Source organism: Pseudomonas sp. GW821-FHT02B10, assembly GCF_059421865.1.
Genome location: NZ_JBWKVU010000003.1, coordinates 344,529 through 364,667, shown reverse-complemented (window position 1 = coordinate 364,667; position 20,139 = coordinate 344,529). Strand labels below are relative to the sequence as shown.

At 63.0% G+C, this 20,139-nt stretch carries 20 protein-coding genes and 1 pseudogene; 10 read left to right on the top strand and 11 right to left on the bottom strand.

From position 1 onward, the window contains the following. The first annotated feature begins 12 nt into the window (after nucleotides 1-12). The 9 genes from hutI to AC07VU_RS09025 all read left to right on the top strand — a co-directional run bounded on the left by hutI (nucleotide 13) and on the right by AC07VU_RS09025 (nucleotide 11,225). Complete coding sequence (gene hutI / locus AC07VU_RS09065) at nucleotides 13-1,218, top strand: imidazolonepropionase (RefSeq protein ID WP_274305295.1); 1,206 nt, start codon at nucleotides 13-15, stop codon at nucleotides 1,216-1,218. Nucleotides 1,219-1,228: 10 nt separating this feature from the next. Beyond that, entirely contained in the window at nucleotides 1,229-2,032 is an 804-nt protein-coding gene (gene hutG, locus AC07VU_RS09060; protein ID WP_495029749.1) for an N-formylglutamate deformylase, read from the top strand. A gap of 282 nt (nucleotides 2,033-2,314) precedes the next feature. Continuing rightward, nucleotides 2,315-3,286: a prolyl aminopeptidase gene (pip, locus tag AC07VU_RS09055; protein ID WP_007925901.1), complete on the top strand. Its 972-nt coding sequence runs from the start codon at nucleotides 2,315-2,317 to the stop codon at nucleotides 3,284-3,286. Next, the gene (gene dtd, locus AC07VU_RS09050) at nucleotides 3,283-3,720 is read left to right on the top strand and encodes a D-aminoacyl-tRNA deacylase (protein WP_457275472.1); all 438 of its coding nucleotides are present in this window, start codon (nucleotides 3,283-3,285) and stop codon (nucleotides 3,718-3,720) included. The genes pip and dtd overlap by 4 nt, the downstream gene beginning before the upstream one ends. A gap of 277 nt (nucleotides 3,721-3,997) precedes the next feature. Further along, nucleotides 3,998-5,791 (top strand): glucan biosynthesis protein G, encoded by a 1,794-nt coding sequence (locus tag AC07VU_RS09045; protein WP_007925899.1) that lies wholly within the window; start codon nucleotides 3,998-4,000, stop codon nucleotides 5,789-5,791. Next, nucleotides 5,784-8,354: a glucans biosynthesis glucosyltransferase MdoH gene (gene mdoH / locus AC07VU_RS09040; RefSeq protein ID WP_037034706.1), complete on the top strand. Its 2,571-nt coding sequence runs from the start codon at nucleotides 5,784-5,786 to the stop codon at nucleotides 8,352-8,354. The genes AC07VU_RS09045 and mdoH overlap by 8 nt, the downstream gene beginning before the upstream one ends. Nucleotides 8,355-8,587: 233 nt before the next feature. Next, the gene (locus AC07VU_RS09035) at nucleotides 8,588-9,385 is read left to right on the top strand and encodes a transporter substrate-binding domain-containing protein (RefSeq protein WP_053259340.1); all 798 of its coding nucleotides are present in this window, start codon (nucleotides 8,588-8,590) and stop codon (nucleotides 9,383-9,385) included. A gap of 153 nt (nucleotides 9,386-9,538) precedes the next feature. Next, on the top strand, nucleotides 9,539-10,498 hold the full coding sequence (locus AC07VU_RS09030; RefSeq protein WP_371858164.1) for an amino acid ABC transporter permease: 960 nt from the start codon (nucleotides 9,539-9,541) through the stop codon (nucleotides 10,496-10,498). After that, a complete protein-coding gene (locus tag AC07VU_RS09025; RefSeq protein WP_087089752.1) occupies nucleotides 10,491-11,225 on the top strand; it encodes an amino acid ABC transporter ATP-binding protein in 735 nt (244 codons plus the stop codon). Before AC07VU_RS09030 ends, AC07VU_RS09025 begins: the two co-directional genes overlap by 8 nt. A 168-nt stretch (nucleotides 11,226-11,393) precedes the next feature. On the opposite strand, the gene AC07VU_RS09020 is transcribed toward AC07VU_RS09025, so the two are convergent. The 11 genes and pseudogenes from AC07VU_RS09020 to ubiE form a co-directional block, all read right to left on the bottom strand. After that, on the bottom strand, nucleotides 11,394-12,107 hold the full coding sequence (locus tag AC07VU_RS09020; protein WP_371858163.1) for a methyl-accepting chemotaxis protein: 714 nt from the start codon (nucleotides 12,105-12,107) through the stop codon (nucleotides 11,394-11,396). A 141-nt stretch (nucleotides 12,108-12,248) separates the two neighbouring features. After that, nucleotides 12,249-13,310, bottom strand: a pseudogene (locus tag AC07VU_RS09015) (methyl-accepting chemotaxis protein); the annotation flags it as partial. A 167-nt stretch (nucleotides 13,311-13,477) separates the two neighbouring features. Continuing rightward, nucleotides 13,478-14,185 (bottom strand): 16S rRNA (uracil(1498)-N(3))-methyltransferase, encoded by a 708-nt coding sequence (locus tag AC07VU_RS09010; protein ID WP_009041803.1) that lies wholly within the window; start codon nucleotides 14,183-14,185, stop codon nucleotides 13,478-13,480. Then, the gene (tatC, locus tag AC07VU_RS09005) at nucleotides 14,182-14,976 is read right to left on the bottom strand and encodes a twin-arginine translocase subunit TatC (RefSeq protein ID WP_053259344.1); all 795 of its coding nucleotides are present in this window, start codon (nucleotides 14,974-14,976) and stop codon (nucleotides 14,182-14,184) included. Before tatC ends, AC07VU_RS09010 begins: the two co-directional genes overlap by 4 nt. Next, the gene (tatB, locus tag AC07VU_RS09000; RefSeq protein ID WP_274305300.1) at nucleotides 14,973-15,413 is read right to left on the bottom strand and encodes a Sec-independent protein translocase protein TatB; all 441 of its coding nucleotides are present in this window, start codon (nucleotides 15,411-15,413) and stop codon (nucleotides 14,973-14,975) included. Before tatB ends, tatC begins: the two co-directional genes overlap by 4 nt. A 10-nt stretch (nucleotides 15,414-15,423) precedes the next feature. Further along, nucleotides 15,424-15,702, bottom strand: coding sequence for a twin-arginine translocase TatA/TatE family subunit (locus tag AC07VU_RS08995; protein WP_007925884.1), 279 nt, complete (start codon nucleotides 15,700-15,702; stop codon nucleotides 15,424-15,426). 25 nt (nucleotides 15,703-15,727) lie between these two features. Beyond that, complete coding sequence (locus AC07VU_RS08990; RefSeq protein ID WP_007925883.1) at nucleotides 15,728-16,060, bottom strand: phosphoribosyl-ATP diphosphatase; 333 nt, start codon at nucleotides 16,058-16,060, stop codon at nucleotides 15,728-15,730. A gap of 2 nt (nucleotides 16,061-16,062) precedes the next feature. Then, on the bottom strand, nucleotides 16,063-16,455 hold the full coding sequence (gene hisI / locus AC07VU_RS08985) for a phosphoribosyl-AMP cyclohydrolase (protein WP_007925882.1): 393 nt from the start codon (nucleotides 16,453-16,455) through the stop codon (nucleotides 16,063-16,065). Between the two features lie 81 nt (nucleotides 16,456-16,536). Continuing rightward, nucleotides 16,537-18,141 carry a ubiquinone biosynthesis regulatory protein kinase UbiB gene (gene ubiB / locus AC07VU_RS08980; protein WP_277587692.1) on the bottom strand — a complete coding sequence of 535 codons (1,605 nt, stop codon included), beginning with the start codon at nucleotides 18,139-18,141 and terminating at the stop codon, nucleotides 16,537-16,539. Beyond that, on the bottom strand, nucleotides 18,138-18,761 hold the full coding sequence (locus AC07VU_RS08975; protein WP_007925880.1) for a ubiquinone biosynthesis accessory factor UbiJ: 624 nt from the start codon (nucleotides 18,759-18,761) through the stop codon (nucleotides 18,138-18,140). The genes ubiB and AC07VU_RS08975 overlap by 4 nt, the downstream gene beginning before the upstream one ends. Further along, on the bottom strand, nucleotides 18,761-19,531 hold the full coding sequence (ubiE, locus tag AC07VU_RS08970) for a bifunctional demethylmenaquinone methyltransferase/2-methoxy-6-polyprenyl-1,4-benzoquinol methylase UbiE (RefSeq protein ID WP_007925879.1): 771 nt from the start codon (nucleotides 19,529-19,531) through the stop codon (nucleotides 18,761-18,763). Before ubiE ends, AC07VU_RS08975 begins: the two co-directional genes overlap by 1 nt. 155 nt (nucleotides 19,532-19,686) lie before the next feature. Here ubiE and AC07VU_RS08965 point away from each other — a divergent pair, with 155 nt between their 5' ends. Then, complete coding sequence (locus AC07VU_RS08965) at nucleotides 19,687-19,962, top strand: polyhydroxyalkanoic acid system family protein (protein ID WP_007925878.1); 276 nt, start codon at nucleotides 19,687-19,689, stop codon at nucleotides 19,960-19,962. Nucleotides 19,963-20,139: the final 177 nt, after the last annotated feature.

Sequence of the window (20,139 nt, the reverse complement as noted above, 5' to 3'; positions counted from 1 at the left end):
CGGAGTCCTCGGATGAAAACTCTCTGGCAACACTGTCACGTCGCAAGCATGGCGCAAGGTGCTTACTCGATCATCGAGGATGCCGCCATCGTGACGTCAGGAGCGCTCATAGAGTGGATCGGCCCGCGCGATCAGGTCCCGGCTGGTAACTATGCCGAGCTGCATGACCTGGCGGGGGCCTGGGTCACCCCGGGCCTGATCGACTGCCACACTCACACGGTATTCGGCGGCAACCGCAGCGGCGAATTCGAGCAACGCCTGCAAGGGGTGAGCTACGCCGAAATCGCCGCCGCCGGTGGCGGTATCGCCAGCACCGTGCGGGCCACCCGCGCGGCGAGCGAGGACGAACTGTTCGACAGCGCCCGCAAGCGCTTGAAAAGCCTGCTGCGCGACGGTGTGACCAGCGTCGAGATCAAGTCCGGCTACGGCCTGGACCTGGCCAGCGAACGCAAGATCCTGCGGGTGATCCGGCGCCTGGGCGCCGAGCTGCCGGTCAGTGTGCGTAGCACCTGCCTGGCGGCCCACGCCTTGCCGCCGGAATACGCCGAGCGCTCGGACGACTACATCGAGCACATCTGCCACGAAATGCTCCCGGCCCTGGCGGCCGAGGGCCTGGTGGACGCGGTGGATGCGTTCTGCGAATACCTGGCGTTCTCGCCGGAGCAGGTGGAGCGGGTGTTCATCGCCGCGCACAAGCTTGGCCTGCCGGTGAAACTGCACGCCGAGCAGCTGTCGTCGTTGCATGGCTCCAGCCTGGCAGCGCGTTATCACGCGCTGTCGGCCGACCATCTGGAGTTCATGACCGAGGAGGACGCCGTCGCCATGGCCGAGGCCGGCACCGTCGCCGTGCTGCTGCCGGGCGCGTTCTATTTCCTGCGCGAAACCCAGTTGCCGCCGATGGAGGCGCTGCGCAAGCACGGGGTGAAGATCGCCGTGGCCAGTGACCTCAACCCCGGCACTTCGCCGGCGCTGTCCCTGCGCCTGATGCTGAACATGGCCTGCACCTGTTTCCGTATGACCCCGGAAGAGGCCCTGGCCGGTGTGACCCTGCATGCGGCCACCGCGCTGGGCATGGAACAGACCCACGGTTCGCTGGAGGTCGGCAAGGTGGCGGACTTCGTCGCCTGGCAGATCGATCGTCCCGCCGACCTGGCCTACTGGCTGGGCGGTGACCTGGAAAAACGCGTCGTGCGCCACGGCGTTGAAGTGGATTTATAGGAGAAGGGTTGTGGATAAGGTTCTGAACTTCAAACAAGGCCGGGTGCCGCTGCTGATCAGCATGCCCCACGCTGGCCTGCGCCTGACACCGGCGGTCGAGGCCGGGCTGATCCCCGAGGCGCAAAGCCTGCCGGATACCGACTGGCACATTCCCCAGCTCTACGCGTTCGCCGAGGAGCTGGGCGTCAGCACCCTGGCGGCCGAGTATTCGCGTTTCGTCATCGACCTCAATCGCCCATCCGACGACAAGCCTCTCTATGTCGGTGCCACCACCGGGTTGTACCCGGCCACGCTGTTCGATGGCGTGCCGCTGTTCCGTGAGGGGCTGGAGCCGTCGAAGCAGGAGCGGGCGACTTACCTGGAGAAGGTCTGGACGCCTTATCACGGCACTTTGCAGCAGGAGCTGGCACGGTTGAAGGCCGAGTTCGGCTATGCCTTGCTGTTCGATGCGCACTCGATCCGCTCGCTGATCCCGCATCTGTTCGAAGGCAAGCTGCCGGACTTCAACCTGGGCACCTTCAATGGCGCCAGCTGTGATGCCGAACTGGCCAGCCAGCTGGAAGCGATCTGCGCCCGCCATGCCGACTACAGCCATGTGCTCAACGGCCGTTTCAAGGGCGGCCATATCACCCGGCACTACGGCAACCCGGCCGAGAACATCCATGCCGTGCAGCTGGAGCTGGCGCAGAGCACCTATATGGAAGAGTTCGAGCCGTTCCGCTACCGCGACGATCTGGCGGCGCCGACCCAGGTGGTGCTCAAGCAGCTGCTGCAAGGGCTGCTGGCCTGGGGGCAGAAGCGTTACGGGCGCTGAAGCCGACAGGAAGCCCTGTAGCCGCTGCCGCAGGCTGCGATAAGGCCGAAGGCCTTCGACGTCCTTCAGACCTTGCGCTCCCTTCGGGAGCGATCGCAGCCTGCGGCAGCGGCTACAGGAGCGAGTCTGTCTGCAGCAAGCCCTTCGACAACAACGCAAAACGCGCAAACAACCCTAATGTCTCCAAGGACATGCTCATTGCGTAATTCGGGTTTATGATGCCGGACGGCAGAATAATTGAAGTCCCCCCAGGGATGACCTCGACCCCTTACGGAGCGCGCAATGCAGACTTTGTACCCGCAGATCAAACCCTATGCCCGGCACGATCTGGCTGTCGACGAACCCCATGTACTGTATGTCGATGAGAGCGGATCCCCGGAAGGCTTGCCGGTAGTGTTCATCCACGGTGGCCCGGGAGCCGGGTGCGATGCCCAGAGTCGCCGTTACTTCGACCCGAACCTGTACCGCATCATCACCTTCGACCAGCGTGGTTGCGGGCGCTCCACCCCGCACGCCAGCCTGGAAAACAACACCACTTGGGACCTGGTCGCCGACCTCGAGCGGATCCGCCTGCACCTGGGCATCGAAAAATGGGTGGTGTTCGGCGGCTCCTGGGGTTCGACCCTGGCCCTGGCTTATGCACAAACCCATCCTGAACGTGTTCATGGTCTGATTTTGCGTGGGATCTTCCTGTGCCGTCCGCAGGAAATCGAATGGTTCTACCAGGCCGGTGCCAGCCGTCTGTTCCCCGACTACTGGCAGGACTACGTGGCGCCTATCCCGCTGGACGAGCGCGACGACCTGCTCAGCGCCTTCCACAAGCGTCTCGTCGGCAACGACCAGATCGCCCAGATGCATGCGGCCAAGGCCTGGTCGATCTGGGAAGGGCGGACCGCGACCCTGCGGCCGAACCCGCTGGTGGTCGATCGTTTCTCCGAGCCGCAGCGCGCGCTGTCGATTGCCCGGATCGAATGCCACTACTTCACCAACCATGCGTTCCTCGAGCCGAACCAGCTGATTCGCGACATGGGCAAGATCGCCCACCTGCCGGGCGTGATCGTGCATGGTCGCTACGACGTGATCTGCCCGCTGGACAATGCCTGGGAATTGCATCAGGCCTGGCCGAACAGCGAGCTGCAGGTGATCCGCGATGCCGGTCACGCTGCGTCCGAACCGGGCATCACCGATGCGCTGGTGCGTGCCGCTGATCAGATGGCCCGGCGCCTGCTCGACCTGCCGCCCGAAGAAGCATGAAGGGGCTGTTGCAGCGCGTGCGTGGCGCGCGGGTCGAAGTGGCGGGGGAAATCGTCGGGGCGGTGGACCAGGGTTTGCTGGTGCTGGTGGCGGTGGAGCCCGAGGACACTCGGGCCAGTGCCGACAAACTGCTGCACAAGCTGCTTAACTATCGGGTATTCAGTGATGCCGAGGGCAAGATGAACCTGTCCCTGGCCGATGTGGACGGCGGTTTGCTGCTGGTCTCGCAGTTCACTCTGGCCGCGGACACCAAGAACGGCCTGCGCCCGAGCTTTTCCACGGCGGCACCGCCGGCCCTCGGTGAAGAACTTTTTGATTATCTGTTATGCAAGGCGCAACAGTTGCATGGCAAAGTAGCATCAGGGTGCTTCGGGGCGGATATGCAGGTCCATCTGGTCAATGATGGCCCGGTAACCTTCCTGTTACAGACCTGAAAGTGCTTGAAACATCTTTTTCGGCCGGAACCGGCCGAAAATAGGCGTTTTTCGCGATAAATACTTGGTCGCCCCTGATGCGTTGTAACGCGGGCTACTAGATAATCGCGCGCTACGGGGATCAGCGTTCGTTGGTCCGTTTTTGACTTAGGTAGAGACTTGTTCGGGACCGTTTGGGGAATCATTTAGCCCCATCGGAGTCGGAACAATGCTCGCCAACCTGGCATATAGATAGCTGGCCGTTGGTTTTTTGATCTGTTTTCGGCGAGGGTTGCTCGTGATTGTTAGTCCCTGTAATGCACCAAAATTGTCTGCCAAACGGTTACGAAACGCACTGGTGACAGGCTCTGCACTGCTTTGCCTGCTTAGCGCCGGCCAACTCTGGGCATTCAATCTGGATGATGTATCGGCCAAGGCTAAGGATCTGGCCGGGCAGAAGTACGAGGCTCCGCGCAGTAACCTGCCGAACGAATTTCGTGAGATGAAGTTCGCGGACTATCAGAAAATCCGCTTCCTGCCTGAAAAGGCCGAGTGGGCCAAGCAGAAAACCCCATTCAAGCTGTCCTTCTATCATCAGGGCATGCATTTCGACACGCCGGTGAAAATCAACGAAATCACCACGAACACCGTCGAAGAGATCAAATACGACTCGACTCGCTTCGACTTCGGCGACCTCAAGTTCGATCCCAAGGCCACCGAGCAGCTCGGTTATGCGGGCTTTCGCGTGCTGTACCCGATCAACAAGGCGGACAAGCAGGACGAAATCATGACCATGCTCGGCGCGAGCTACTTCCGCGTCGTCGGCAAGGGGCACGTCTATGGTCTGTCGGCCCGTGGCCTGGCCATCGACACCGCGCTGCCGTCCGGTGAGGAATTCCCGCGCTTTACCGAATTCTGGATCCAGCAACCCAAGCCGACCGACAAGCACCTGGTGATCTTCGCCCTGCTGGATTCGCCGCGCGCCACTGGTGCCTATCGCCTGACCCTGCGTCCGGGCAGCGACACCATCGTCGACGTCAAGGCCCGGATGTTCCTGCGTGACAAGGTCGGCAAGCTGGGCATCGCCCCGCTGACCAGCATGTTCCTGTTCGGCGCCAACCAGCCGTCGAAAGTCCTCAACTACCGTCGCGAGCTGCACGATTCCAGCGGCCTGTCGATCCATGCCGGCAACGGCGAGTGGATCTGGCGTCCGCTGAACAACCCGAAACACCTGGCCGTGAGCAACTTCTCGGTGGAAAACCCGCGTGGTTTCGGTCTGCTGCAGCGTGGCCGCGACTTCAGCCACTACGAAGACCTCGACGACCGCTACGACAAGCGTCCAAGCGCCTGGATCGAGCCGAAGGGCGACTGGGGCAAAGGCACCGTCGACCTGGTAGAGATCCCGACCGCGGACGAAACCAACGACAACATCGTGGCGTTCTGGAGCCCGGAAAAGCAGCCTGAGCCAGGCCAGCCGTTCGATTTCGCCTATCGCCTGCACTGGACCATGGACGAAGCTTCCCTGCATTCGCCGGACAGCTCCTGGGTCGAGCAGACCCTGCGCTCCACCGGTGACGTCAAGCAATCCAACTTGATCCGCCAACCGGACGGCAGCGTGGCCTACCTGGTGGACTTCGAAGGTCCATCCCTGGCGGCATTGCCGGAAGACACCGAGGTGCGCAGCCAGGTCAGTGTCGGCGACAACGCCGAGCTGGTGGAAAACAGCGTGCGCTACAACCCTGAAACCAAGGGCTGGCGCCTGACCCTGCGGATGAAGATCAAGGACCCGAGCAAATCCACCGAGATGCGCGCGGCCCTGGTCAAGAACGCCACCCCTGTCGAGCCGGCCAAGGCCGTGTCGCCAGCCTCCAGCGCCTCCATTGCCAAGGCCGACAAAGTCGCCGCCAAGCAGCAGGAGAAGAAAGAGGCGGATGCCAAGCAAGCCGACGCCAAGCCGGCCAAGGACGCCAAGAACCACAAAGACGCCAAGCAGCCTGCGGCTGCCGAGGCGGCCCCAGCCACACCGGAATCTGTCCCGACCGAGCAAGTCCTGACCGAGACCTGGAGCTACCAGTTGCCTGCCGATGAGTAACGCTCAAGTACAGCCAGAGACTCTTGCCGAGTATCTGGCGCACCTGCCAATGACCGATGAGCAGCGCGCGGAACTCGCGGGCTGCAAGTCCTTCAGTGAACTGCACGAACGCCTGTCGTCGTCGACGTTCGACGCGCCCGCCGATGCCGCCCAGGCCTCGGTGGGCCGCCGGCTGACCCTGGGTTCCGCCGAGGAGCTGATCGATGCCGAGATGCTGGCGCTCGACGCCAGCGGTCGCGTTTGCCTCAAGGCCACGCCGCCGATCCGTCGGACCAAGGTGGTTCCCGAGCCATGGCGCACCAATATCCTGGTGCGTGGCTGGCGGCGCCTGACCGGTCGGACCAATCCGCCGCAGCCACCGAAAGATCAGAACGTGCTGCCGGCCGCCCGCTGGCGCACCGTCGGTTCGATCCGTCGCTACATCCTGTTGCTGCTGATGCTTGGCCAGACCATCGTCGCCGGCTGGTACATGAAAGGCATCATGCCGTACCAGGGCTGGTCGTTCGTCGACCTGGAAGAAGTCATGCATCAGCCATTGATGCAGACCGCCACCCAGGTACTGCCGTATGCCCTGCAGACCAGCATCCTGATCATGTTCGGCATCCTGTTCTGCTGGGTCTCGGCCGGTTTCTGGACCGCGCTGATGGGCTTCCTTGAGCTGCTCACCGGGCATGACAAATACCGCATTTCCGGCAAAAGCGCCGGTAACGAGCCGATCCCCAAGGATGCCCGTACCGCGCTGGTCATGCCGATCTGCAACGAAGACGTGCCGCGGGTATTCGCCGGCTTGCGGGCGACCTTCGAGTCGGTCGCGGCCACTGGTGACCTGGACCGCTTCGACTTCTTCGTGCTCAGCGACAGTAACGAGACCGATATCTGCGTGGCCGAGCAACAGGCCTGGCTGGACGTCTGCCGCGAAACCAAGGGGTTCGGCAAGATCTTCTATCGCCGTCGCCGCCGTCGGGTGAAGCGCAAGAGCGGTAACCTCGACGACTTCTGCCGCCGTTGGGGTGGCGACTACAAGTACATGGTGGTGCTCGACGCCGACAGCGTGATGAGCGGCGAATGCCTGACCAGCCTGGTGCGCCTGATGGAGGCCACACCGGACGCGGGTATTATCCAGACCGCGCCGAAAGCCTCGGGCATGGACACCCTGTATGCGCGCATGCAGCAGTTCGCCACCCGCGTCTACGGCCCGCTGTTCACCGCCGGCCTGCACTTCTGGCAGCTGGGCGAATCCCACTACTGGGGCCATAACGCGATCATCCGCATGAAGCCGTTCATCGAGCACTGCGCCCTGGCGCCGTTGCCCGGTAAAGGCGCCTTCGCCGGTGCGATCCTGTCCCACGACTTCGTCGAAGCGGCGCTGATGCGTCGCGCCGGCTGGGGCGTGTGGATTGCCTACGATCTGCCGGGCAGCTACGAAGAGCTGCCGCCGAACCTGCTGGACGAGCTCAAGCGCGACCGGCGCTGGTGCCACGGCAACCTGATGAACTTCCGCCTGTTCCTGGTCAAGGGCATGCACCCGGTGCACCGTGCGGTGTTCCTTACCGGGGTGATGTCCTACCTGTCGGCGCCGTTGTGGTTCTTCTTCCTGGTGCTGTCGACGGCGCTGCTGGCGGTCAACACACTGATGGAGCCGCAGTACTTCCTGGAGCCGCGCCAGCTGTATCCGCTGTGGCCGCAATGGCATCCGGACAAGGCGATCGCGCTGTTCTCGACCACTATCGTGCTGCTGTTCCTGCCGAAGCTGTTGAGCATCATCCTGATCTGGGCCAAGGGCGCGAAAGAGTTCGGCGGCAAGTTCAAGGTGACCCTGTCGATGCTGCTGGAAATGCTGTTCTCCATGCTGCTGGCGCCGGTGCGGATGATCTTCCACACCCGTTTCGTGCTGGCCGCGTTCCTGGGCTGGGCCGCGACCTGGAACTCGCCACAACGTGACGACGACTCTACGCCGTGGAGCGAAGCGGTGCGCCGCCATGGTCCGCAGACCCTGCTGGGCTTCTGCTGGGCGCTGCTGGTGATCTGGCTGAACCCGAGCTTCCTCTGGTGGCTGGTGCCGATCGTCGGTTCGCTGATGCTGTCGATCCCGGTGTCGGTGATTTCCAGTCGCGTCGGCCTGGGCCTGAAGTCCCGTGACGAAAGCCTGTTCCTGATCCCCGAGGAATACGCGCCGCCCCAGGAACTGCTGTCCACCGACCAGTACACCCATGAAAACCGTTGGCATGCGCTGAACGACGGTTTCATCCGGGCAGTGGTCGATCCGCAGCAGAACGCCCTGGCCTGTGCCCTGGCAACGTCCCGGCACGGCCTGGCCGAGCCGATCGAGTGGCTGCGTATCGAACGTGTCCGCCATGCCCTGAAAGTCGGGCCGGCGGCGCTGAACAACGGCGAGCGCCTGGCGCTGCTGAGCGATCCGGTGGCCCTGGCCCGCCTGCACGAGCAGGTCTGGAGCGAAGGCCACGCCGACTGGCTGAGCGCCTGGCGGCAATCGGTGGATGAAGATCCTCATGCACCGTTGTTGCCGTTGCGACCGCCAACGACAATCGCCCAACCGGCCTGATGACAACGCCCTTGAGAGTGCTCTCAAGGGCGTTGTTGTTTGTGGCGTCCGTTTTTTGTCGTCCGCTCTGTAACAACAAATCCTGGTCAAGCCCTTGTGCAAATAGGCGGGTGAGTTAGCATCGCACCCCGAATTGCCGCGAGCGGGCCCATGGTGTCCGTATCTGCCGGTTTTCCAAGGGAAAACCGGCCGCGGGTTCACCTCACAATAAAATGGGTTCAGGGGACTTGAAGATGAAGAAGTATCTCTCGATGCTGCTGCTCGGCGTCACGGCAATGCTGGCGGTCAATGCAGCCCAGGCTGGCGCCATCGATGATGCGGTCAAGCGCGGCACGCTGAAAGTCGGCATGGACCCGACCTACATGCCGTTCGAGATGACCAACAAGCGCGGCGAGATCATCGGTTTCGAGGTCGACATCCTCAAGGCCATGACCAAGGCCATGGGCGTCAAGCTGGAGCTGGTTTCCACCGGCTACGACGGCATCATCCCGGCCCTGCTGACCGACAAGTTCGACATGATCGGCAGCGGCATGACCCTGACCCAGGAACGCAACCTGCGCCTGAACTTCAGCGAACCCTTCATCGTGGTCGGCCAGACCCTGCTGATCCGCAAGGAGCTGGAAGGCACCATCAAGTCCTATAAAGACCTGAACAGCGCCGATTACCGCATCACCTCCAAGCTGGGCACCACTGGCGAAATGGTCGCCAAGAAGCTGATTGCCAAGGCCAAGTACCACGGCTACGACAACGAGCAGGAAGCCGTGCTCGACGTGGTCAACGGCAAGGCCGACGCCTTCATCTACGACGCCCCGTACAACGTGGTGGCGCTGAGCAAGGTCGGCAACGGCAAGCTTACGTTCCTCGACAAGCCGTTCACCTACGAGCCCCTGGCGTTCGGCCTGAAGAAGGGGGACTACGACAGCCTCAACTTCATCAACAACTTCCTGCACCAGATCCACGAAGACGGCACCTACGATCGCATCCATGACAAGTGGTTCAAGAGCACCGAGTGGCTCAAGGACATGGAATAACACTCGGTCAGACAGACCGAGTCGCCCCCATTCGCGGGCAAGCCTCGCTCCTACGGATTCATGCAATCCCTGTAGGAGCGAGCCTGCTCGCGATGGCGTCCTGATCGGCAATACCGAACCTCCCCGCTGCAAACGGCTGGAACCTGCAAAGTGATCAAACATAAAAAAGCCCAATGGCCCTGGCACGTACTGACCGTGCTGGTGCTGATCGGCCTGGCCGGCGCGTTGTACTACGCCACCTCGCTGATGTCCTACGAGTGGCGCTGGAACCGCGTACCACAGTACTTCGCCTACCAGGCCGAGGAATCGCAGCGGGCGGCGGACATCTCCACCGTCAGCGAGCTGGTGCGCAAAGGCGGCAAGGCCGAAGTCACGCTGCGCAACGACGCGGGCGACGAGCAACAGCTGACGGTCGACGAGAACAGCCTGCAAGTTGCCCGTGGCGACGATGTGGCCGAAGGTGATGTGATCGGCGTGACCCGTCACTGGGCGGCCGGACCGCTGCTGCTGGGCCTGTGGACCACCTTGTGGCTGTCGGTGGTATCCGGGGTGCTGGGGCTGTTCATCGGCCTGGCGACCGGGCTTTGCCGGCTGTCGAACAACCCGACCCTGCGCGATCTGTCGACCATCTATGTCGAACTGGTACGCGGCACGCCGCTGCTGGTGCAGATCTTCATTTTCTATTTCTTCATCGGCACGGTGCTGAACCTGTCCCGCGAGTTCGCCGGGATCGCCGCGCTCTCGTTGTTCACCGGTGCTTATGTGGCGGAAATCGTCCGCGCCGGCGTGCAGTCGATCGCTCGCGGCCAGAATGAAGCGGCCCGTTCCCTGGGCCTGAACGCCAGCCAGTCGATGCGCCATGTGGTGCTGCCACAGGCTTTCAAGCGCGTGCTGCCGCCGCTGGCCGGGCAGTTCATCAGCCTGGTGAAGGACACCTCGCTGGTATCGGTGATCGCCATCACCGAGCTGCTCAAGAGCGGACGTGAAGTCATCACCACCTCGTTCTCGCCGTTCGAGATCCTGTTCTGCGTGGCGGCCCTGTACCTGTTGATCAACCTGCCGCTGTCGAAGATGGCCAGCCGGCTTGAGCGGAGGCTCGCGCAAAGTGATTGAAGTTCGCGATCTGGTAAAAGTCTTCGACACCCGGGGCCAGGTGGTCCGCGCGGTGGATAACGTCACCACCCGCGTGGCCAAGGGCGAAGTGCTGGTGGTGATCGGTCCGTCCGGTTCCGGCAAGTCGACCTTCCTGCGTTGCCTCAACGGTCTGGAGCAGTTCGATTCCGGTTCGGTGAGCATCGACGGCCTGCAACTGGCCGATCCGAAGACCGATGTGAATGCCTATCGCCGCGAAGTCGGCATGGTGTTCCAGCACTTCAACCTGTTCCCGCACATGACCGTGCTGGAAAACCTCTGCCTGGCGCAGAAGGTGGTGCGCAAGCGCGGCAAGCAGGAGCGCGAGGCCAAGGCCCTGGCGTTGTTGGAGAAGGTCGGTATCGCGCAGAAGGCCAACGAATTCCCGTCGCGGCTCTCTGGCGGCCAGCAGCAGCGCGTGGCCATCGCCCGGGCGCTGGCCATGGAACCCAAGGTCATGCTGTTCGACGAGCCGACTTCGGCGCTGGACCCGGAAATGGTCGGCGAAGTGCTGGATGTGATGAAGACCCTGGCCCTGGAAGGCATGACCATGGTCTGCGTGACCCACGAAATGGGCTTCGCCCGGGAGGTGGCGGATCGGGTGCTGTTCTTCGATCACGGCAAACTGCTGGAAGACGCCTCGCCAGCGGCGTTCTTCGATGCGCCCAAAGACCCGCGGGCCCAGGCGTTTTTGCGTCAGGTCCTGTAACCCACCCCGATACCCTGTTTGGCAATACGCCCTGTAGCCGCTGCTGAAGGCTGCGATAAGGCCCGAAGGGCCTTGGTTCCCGATCTCAGGCCGAACATCTGACGGCCTTGAGATCGCTGCGCCCCTTCGGGGCGATCGCAGCCTGCGGCAGCGGCTACAGGGTGCGGATCAAACCCGGAAGCGCCCGACCAGGGTCTGCAAATGGGTCCCCAGGCGCGCCAGCTCGACGCTGGAGGCCGCTGTCTCTTCACTGGCTGCCGAGGTCTGCTCGGACACGTCGCGCACGTTCAGCACGCTTCTGTTGATTTCCTCGGCCACAGCGCTTTGCTGTTCGGCCGCGGCGGCGATCTGCTGGTTCATCGCCTGGATCGCCGAGACGGTGCGGGTGATGTTTTCCAGCGAGCCACCGGCACGGCGGGTCAGTTCGACGCTGCTGTCGGTCAGGCTGCGGCTGTTGTCCATGATGTTGGCCACTTCCTGGGTGCCGTTCTGCAGGCCGACGATCAGCTCCTCGATCTCCTCGGTGGACTTCTGGGTGCGCTGCGCCAGGCTGCGTACCTCGTCGGCGACCACGGCGAAACCGCGACCGGCTTCGCCCGCGCGGGCGGCTTCGATGGCGGCGTTGAGGGCCAGCAGGTTGGTCTGCTGGGCGACCGACTTGATCACGTCGAGCACACTGCCGATCTTGTCGCTTTCCTGCTTCAAGTGGCCCATGGCGGCGGTGGAGTTGCCGACCTCGGCGGCCAGGCGCTCGATCTGTGCGATGGCCTCGCCGACCACCTTGTCGCCTTCGCGGGCCTGCTGATCGGCGGCGACCGCCGCTTCCGAGGCTTCTTCGGCGTTGCGCGCGACTTCCTGGACCGTGGCGGCCATTTCATTCATGGCGGTGGCGACCTGGTCGGTCTCGACTTTCTGGCTGTTGACCCCGGCGCTGGTCTGTTCGGTCACCGCCGACAGCTGCTCGGCGGCGCTGGCAATCTGGGTGACGCCATCGCTGATGCCGCCGATCAGCTCGCGCAGGCTCAGGGTCATGCGTTGCATGGCCCGTTGCAGCTGGCCGAGCTCGTCGCGCCGCTCGACCTGCAGGTTCTCGCTGAGATCGCCCGAAGCGACACGCTCGACCACCTTGAGGGTCTGGCGCAGCGGGATGACGATCTGCCGGGTGATGCTCCAGGTGGCAACCAGGCCGAACAGCAGGGCCAGCGCGGTGACGATGGCCAGGGTGCTTCTGGCCTGGGCGGCGTCGCTGTCGCGTTTGTGAGTTTGCGCGGCGGTCAGTTGCTTGCTGACGTCCATCAGGCGGTCGCCCTGGGCCGCCATGCGTTTGAGGGCGGCGGCGCTGGCCACCTGGGAGTCGCGGAAGTCGCTGACCGCCGAGCGATAGCCTTTCAGGGCGTCGGTGGCCTGTTGCAGGTTGGCCAGGTGCTGTTCCGGCAGCTTGGCCGGCAGGCTGGCGAGGTTGTTCAGGGCATTGTCGATGGCGTCCAGCGCCGGCTGCTCGGCCTCGGCCTTGCCGCTGTAGGTGTAGCCGCGGACCTGGAAACGCGCCTGCTGGATCAGTTTGCTCAGGTCGATGACGCTATTGAACTGCGCCACGCTGTCGCCCTGCAGCATGGATTTCTCCACTTCGGCTACCCGGGCCACGGCGTTATCGGCGGTGGCGCCCAGTTTGGCGCGGGCGGCTTCACGGCTGGCGGTGGCGCGGGTCATGTCGGCGAAGGCCAGCTTGTACTCGCTGACGGCGGCGATCTGCTGGTCGATCATGGCGATGCTTTCAGGCATTTCCAGCATCTTGCGTGCGCTTTGCAAGCCTTCGTCGAGCTTGGTCAGCAACTCGCTGACCGGTCCCGGGCCTTGTTCGCCACGGCGCATTTCATAGTCCAGGCGCGCGTTGCGCAGGTCCTTGGTCAGCTCGTTGAGGCTGGAGATGTAGCCCAGCTTGTCGCCGCGCTCGATCACATTGCCCAGGCCCAACCAGCCGGTCGCGGTGATCAACAGGGTCAGTAGCAGCACCAGGCCGAAGCCAACGCCGAGTTTGAGGTTGACGCTCACATTTCCCAGACTCTGGGCTAACCAACGGTACATGCCGCGAACTCCCTTGGGCTATTAATAGGTTTTGTACCAAGGCTATCGGCTGCGTCAGATTAATCTGAAGCATCCGTGCAACAGCAGCGAGGCTTGCCGGCGATGGTGCCGTGTCAGGCACAGCGCTATCGCGGGCAAGCCTCGCTCCTACGAGTAGTGGGGCTAATTTAGAAGAGGCGGGCGAGAAGGGCGGTGACGGCGGTTTCGACCCGCAGGATGCGCTCGCCGAGCTGCACCGGTTGCAGGCCGGACTTACCCAGCAGGTCGATTTCGTAGGGGATCCAGCCGCCTTCCGGGCCGATGGCCAGGGTCACCGGCTCATCCAGGCCGCGAGGGCAGGCCGGGTACTGGCCGGGATGGCCGACCAGGCCGAGGGTGCCTTCGACCAGCGCTGGCAGACGGTCTTCGACGAAAGGTTTGAAGCGCTTTTCGATGACCACTTCCGGCAGCACGCTGTCGCGGGCCTGTTCCAGGCCAAGAATCAGTTGCTCGCGAATCGCCTCGGGTTCGAGGAAAGGGGTTTGCCAGAAGCTTTTCTCGACCCGATAGCTGTTCACCAGCACCAGCCGGGGCACACCCATGGCGGCGACGGTTTGCAGCACGCGGCGGAGCATTTTCGGACGGGGCAGGGCCAGCACCAGGGTCAGGGGCAGCTTGGTCGGCGGCGGCTGGTCGAGGCTGACTCGCAGTTCGGCCTCCCCGGGCTCCAGGCGCAGCAGTTCGGCCGAGCCCATCAGGCCGCCGATACGGCCGACCCGCAGGCTGTCGCCTACCGCAGCACGATGGACTTCCTGCATGTGGGTCAGGCGGCGATCGCGCAGGATCACCCGGTCGGCCGCGATGAAGTCGGCCTCCTCGAGCAGCAGCAGGTTCACGCTTGGGTCGCTGGCGGCTGGTCGTTGTGGTCTTCAGCCGGCTGGTCGTCCGGATGGTCGCCGCGCTTGCTGATCAGGCTGCCGAACAGGATGCCGATCTCGAACAGCAGCCACATCGGTACTGCCAGCAAGGTCTGGGAGAAAATGTCCGGCGGGGTCAGGATCATGCCGACCACGAAGCAGCCGATGATCACGTACGGGCGGATCTTCTTCAGGTAGGCGACGTTGACCACGCCGATCCACACCAGCAGCACCACCGCCACCGGGATCTCGAACGCCACGCCGAAGGCGAAGAACAGGGTCATGACGAAGTCGAGGTAGCTGGTGATGTCGGTCATCATTTCCACGCCGGCCGGGGTGGCCGCGGCGAAGAACTTGAAGATCAGCGGGAACACCAGGAAGTAGGCGAAGGCCATGCCGATGTAGAACAACAGGATGCTGGAGACCAGCAGCGGTACGGCGATACGCTTTTCATGCTTGTACAGGCCGGGGGCGATGAAACCCCAGATCTGGTGCAGGATCACCGGGATCGCCAGAAACAGCGAGACCATCATTGTCAGCTTGAGCGGGGTCAGGAACGGCGACGCCACGTCGGTGGCGATCATCGTTGCGCCCGCCGGCAGGTACTGGCGCAGCGGCGTGGAGACGATGGTGTAGATCTGCTGGGTGAAGGCGAACAACCCGCCGAAGATCAGGAAGATCGCCGCCACGCAGCGCAGCAACCGGGTGCGCAACTCGGTGAGGTGCGACACCAGCGGCATATGTTGGTCGTTTTCCGGAATATCGCTCATGGGGCTCGCGGCGGCAAAGTAGGGTCGTGGGGGGCTGGCGTGACAGGCGTTGTCACGGGCGCAGCCGGTTCGGCCGGTGCAGTTGCGGCAGTGGGGCTCGCCGTGGTCGCGCTGGCTGGCGCTTCAGGCGCCGCGGCGGGCGCATGAATGCTCTGCTCGGCCACGGGCTCGACCGGTGTCGGCTGTTGCAGGGTCGGATTGAGGATCTTCCGCGCTTCCTGTTCCAGCGACAGAATGTGTTCGTTGTGCAGTTGCCGACGAATTTCATCGGCACCGATTTCCCGTTCAACTTCCTGCTTGATCGCATTGAAGCTGCGCTTCAAGCGGCCGATCCACAGGCCTGCCGTGCGCGCGGCACCCGGCAGACGCTCGGGGCCGAGCACCAGCAGGGCCACCAGGCCGACGAGCAGCAGTTCAGAGAAGCTGATACCAAACATTAGTCAGTGCTCACGAGTCTTTGCGGGTCGGCTCTTCGACTTTTTGCGCCTGCACGTCGATGGTGTGCGGCTGGTTCAACGGAGCGCTTTGCGGCTGGACCGGCGGAGCAGGCTGTGCGGTCGGTGGCACGCCGGGTTCGGCGGGTTTTTCGTCGTCGTTCATGGCCTTGCGAAAGCCCTTGATCGATTCGCCGACGTCGGTGCCGAGGTTTTTCAGTTTCTTGGTGCCGAACACCAGCACCACGACAACCAGGATGACGATCCAGTGTTTCCAGTCAAAAATGCCCATGCTGCGTTTCCTCTCTAAATGATGTTCAGGCGGACGGACGCGAGGCTTTCTCGGCGTGTCCGGACAAACCGAAGCGCCGGTCCAGTTCATCGAGAACGGCCTGCGGATGCTGCCCCAGCTGGGCGAGCATGACCATGGTGTGGAACCACAGGTCGGCGGTTTCGTAGATCACATCGCTGCAGTCGCCGCTGTGGGCGGCGTCCTTGGCGGCGATGATGGTTTCCACCGATTCCTCGCCGACTTTTTCCAGAATCTTGTTCAGGCCCTTGTGGTACAGGCTGGCGACATAGGAAGTGTCGGCGGCGGCGCCTTTGCGCTCTTCCAGCACCTGGGCCAGACGGGTCAGGGTATCGCTCATGTTCAGTGTCCTGCTTGATAGATCGCGTGCGGGTCTTTGAGTACCGGATCGACCGTTTTCCAGTCGCCGTTTTCATAAACGCGGTAGAAGCAGCTCTGGCGGCCTGTATGGCAGGCAATGTCGCCGATCTGTTCGACCATCAGGATGATGACGTCGGCATCGCAGTCCAGGCGCATTTCATGGAGCTTTTGCACATGCCCGGACTCTTCTCCCTTGCGCCATAGCTTGCCACGCGAACGTGACCAGTAGATGGCACGGTTTTCGGCAGCGGTCAGGCTCAGCGCCTCGCGGTTCATCCAGGCCATCATCAGCACGCGCCCGGTCTTGTGATCCTGGGCGATGGCTGGCACCAGGCCGTCAGCGTCCCATTTGATCTCGTCCAGCCAATCTTTCATCTTCGACTCCGACAACAGGGCTCGACGCGCTCGTCGAGCCTCGGCGATGGGAAACAGTGTGCCAGCCGCTAGCCCGGCTGGCTATCGGCGCACGACCAGATACAAGCCCACGGCAATCATGATTCCAGCCGGCCAGTGACCCAGCCCGTTCAGCGGTCCGCCGGCCGCGAGGATCGCGCCACCGCCCAGGTGCGCCGCGCCGAGAAGACGCAGGAACCAGTCGTCCTTGCGCCGTTTCCAGGGCGGCGAAGGGTCCTGGGCATGGCGCTGGGACATGCGTTCGAGCAGGTCGCGGGTCATGTTGGCCAGGTGCGGCAGTTGCTCGACCTGGCTGTGCAGGTTGCCCAGCAAGGCTTTCGGGCTGACGCGCTCGCGCATCCAGCGTTCGAGGAACGGCTGGGCGGTGTTCCACAGGTCCAGCTCCGGGTACAGCTGGCGGCCCAGGCCTTCGATGTTCAGCAGGGTCTTTTGCAGCAGCACCAGCTGCGGCTGCACTTCCATGTTGAAGCGGCGAGCGGTCTGGAACAGGCGCATCAGCACCTGGCCGAAGGAAATATCCTTTAACGGTTTTTCGAAGATCGGCTCGCACACGGTACGGATCGCCGCTTCGAATTCGTTGAGTTTGGTCTCTGCCGGCACCCAGCCCGAATCGATGTGCAACTGCGCCACGCGCCGGTAATCGCGCTTGAAGAACGCGAACAGGTTGCGGGCCAGGTAGTCCTGGTCTTCAGGGGTCAGGCTGCCGACGATGCCGCAGTCGATGGCAATGTACTGCGGGCTCCAGGGCTGAACGGTGCTGACGAAGATGTTGCCCGGGTGCATGTCGGCGTGGAAGAAACTGTCGCGGAACACCTGGGTGAAGAAGATTTCCACGCCGCGCTCGGCGAGCATTTTCATATCGGTGCGCTGGTCGGCGAGGGTGGCCAGGTCGGTTACCTGGATCCCGTAGATGCGTTCCATGACCAGCACTTTCGGCCGGCACCAGTCCCAGTAGACCTGCGGCACGTAGAGCAGTGGCGAGCCTTCGAAGTTGCGCTTGAGCTGGCTGGCGTTGGCCGCTTCACGCAACAGGTCGAGTTCGTCGTAGATGGTCTTTTCGTAGTCACTGACCACGTCCACCGGGTGCAGCAGGCGGGCGTCGGCCGAGACCTTCTCGGCGGCGCGGGCGAGGATGAACAGCCAGGCCAGATCCTGGGCGATGACCGGCTTGAGGCCTGGGCGGATGACCTTGACCACCACTTCTTCGCCGCTCTTGAGCTGGGCGGCATGGACTTGCGCCACCGAGGCGGAGGCCAGGGGCTCGATATCGAAGCGGCTGAACACCTCGCTGATTTTCTTGCCCAATTGTTCCTCGATCAGCGCCACCGACTTCTTCGAGTCGAAGGGCGGTACGCGGTCCTGCAGCAGCATCAGCTCGTCGGCGATGTCTTCGGGCAGCAGGTCGCGGCGGGTCGAGAGAATCTGCCCGAACTTGATGAAGATCGGTCCCAGGTCCTGCAAGGCCAGGCGCAGGCGCGCGCCGCGGCTTAGCTCCAGTGGCTTGCGCGGGAACCAGCGCCAGGGCAAGGCGTAGCGCAGCGCCAGGAGGAACCAGGGCAGCGGCAGGGCGAACAGCAGGTCATCGAGGCGGTAGCGGATCACGACGCGCTGGATGCGCAACAAACGGCGGACGGCAAGCAGCTTCATGCGTTATCGCTTGGGTCAAGGGATCGGGAAAGGCGCTCGAAGCGCGCCTCGAGGCGTTCCAGGTCGAGCTTGACCCGGTCCAGTTCGCTGAAACGGGCTTCGGCTTCGCGCTGGCCCACCAGGGTGCGCGACTCTTCGGCCAGGTATTCGGCAAGGTTCTGGTTCAGGCTGGCGAAACCCTGGCGATACCAGCGCGCGCGGCTACGGATATGGCCGCTGAACAGCTGGGTGGCCACCGGGCCGAGCCAGCGCGAGAGTTCGTATTCCCAGTCCAGCTCCAGGTCCTGGAGGACGGCCGCCAGTTCCAGCAGCACGCCGCTGTCGCCTTCCAGCTCGACCTCGGGACCGTGCAGCACCGCGGTCTTGTCCTGGCTCAGGGCCAGGCGCACCAGGCTCGAGGCCGGCGCCCGCAGGGTGCAGTCGGCGTCGGCGGCCCAATGCGTGGCGAGGGTCAGGCCCTCATCGCCGGGAATGACGAACAACTGCACGCTCGGGCTGCGGCAATCGACGGCAATGACCTTGCCGTTCAAAGGCTGCAAGCGTGGCAAAGCCGTGCTGTCGAGACGCAGTACACGGTTGAGGCCGTGTTCGACGCTGGCGAGCAGGCCGCTGAACAACATCAGGGTTTGATGCCGCGGTGCAGGGCGACGATGCCCGCGGTCATGTTGTGGTAGGTCACGCGATCGAAACCGGCCTCGACCATCATCGACTTCAGGGTTTCCTGATTCGGGTGCATGCGGATCGATTCGGCCAGGTAGCGATAGCTTTCCGAGTCGTTGGTGATCAGCTTGCCGGCCAGTGGCATGAAGGCGAACGAGTAGGCGTCGTAGACCTTGGACATCAGGGCGTTGGTCGGCTTGGAGAATTCCAGCACCAGCAGGCGGCCACCGGGCTTGAGTACCCGCAGCATCGAGCGCAGGGCATCTTCCTTGTGGGTCACGTTGCGCAGGCCGAAGGCGATGGTCACGACGTCGAAATGGTTGTCCGGGAACGGCAGTTTTTCCGCGTCGGCCTGAACGAACTCGATGTTGCCGGCCACGCCCTTGTCGAGCAGGCGGTCGCGACCGACCTTGAGCATGGAGGCGTTGATGTCGGCCAGAACCACCTGGCCGGTAGGGCCCACCAGATGGGAAAACTTGCGGGTCAGGTCACCGGTGCCGCCGGCAATGTCCAGCACCCGATTACCGGGGCGAACGCCGGACAATTCGATCGTGAAGCGTTTCCACAGGCGATGCATGCCACCGGACAGTACGTCGTTCATCAGGTCGTACTTGGCGGCTACCGAGTGGAACACCTCAGCGACTTTTTCCGCCTTCTGGCTTTCCGGAACGTTTTTGAAGCCGAAGTGAGTGGTGGGTTCGGCATCGCTGCCTTTGCGCTGATCAGTCATATCGCTGTCACCAAAAGAGAATGCGGGACATTCTAATCCCGGTGGCGGTCTTTGTCTTGGCAAGGCTGAATGTAAGATAGTGAAGCGCCGGGGCGTTTTGACGCAGCGCAGCTCAAGACGCTCAAGGCAAGTCCCGATAAATCAGGAGTCATTCAATGGCCCGTATAAGTGTTGAGCGTGCCCACGGCCTGGGTAAGGAGGCAGCCCGCGAAAAGGCTGACCAGTTGGCGCAGAAACTGGCCGATCAGTATGGCCTGGAGCCGCAGTGGTCGGGCGATACCCTGAACCTCAAGCGTTCGGGGGTCAAAGGTGCGGTGCAGGTGGGCGACGATTCGATCAGGGTCGATGTCGAGCTGGGCCTGTTGATGTCCGCCATGAGCGGCATGATCAAGTCGGAAATCGAAAAGGCGCTGGATAAAGCCCTGGTCTGAGGCGCTTTCGCGGAAGTCGGCTTGCCGGCGATTTCGGGTGTTGTCATGACGCCTGGGAAAGCATCGTTGGCGAGTTGGCTTTTCCAATAACCGTCCACTCTTTTATGACATTGGTTAGGGTGCCGATTCTAATTTTTCTCACTACTTTGTGCCTGAGCCCACTTTCCTGCGGGCAGT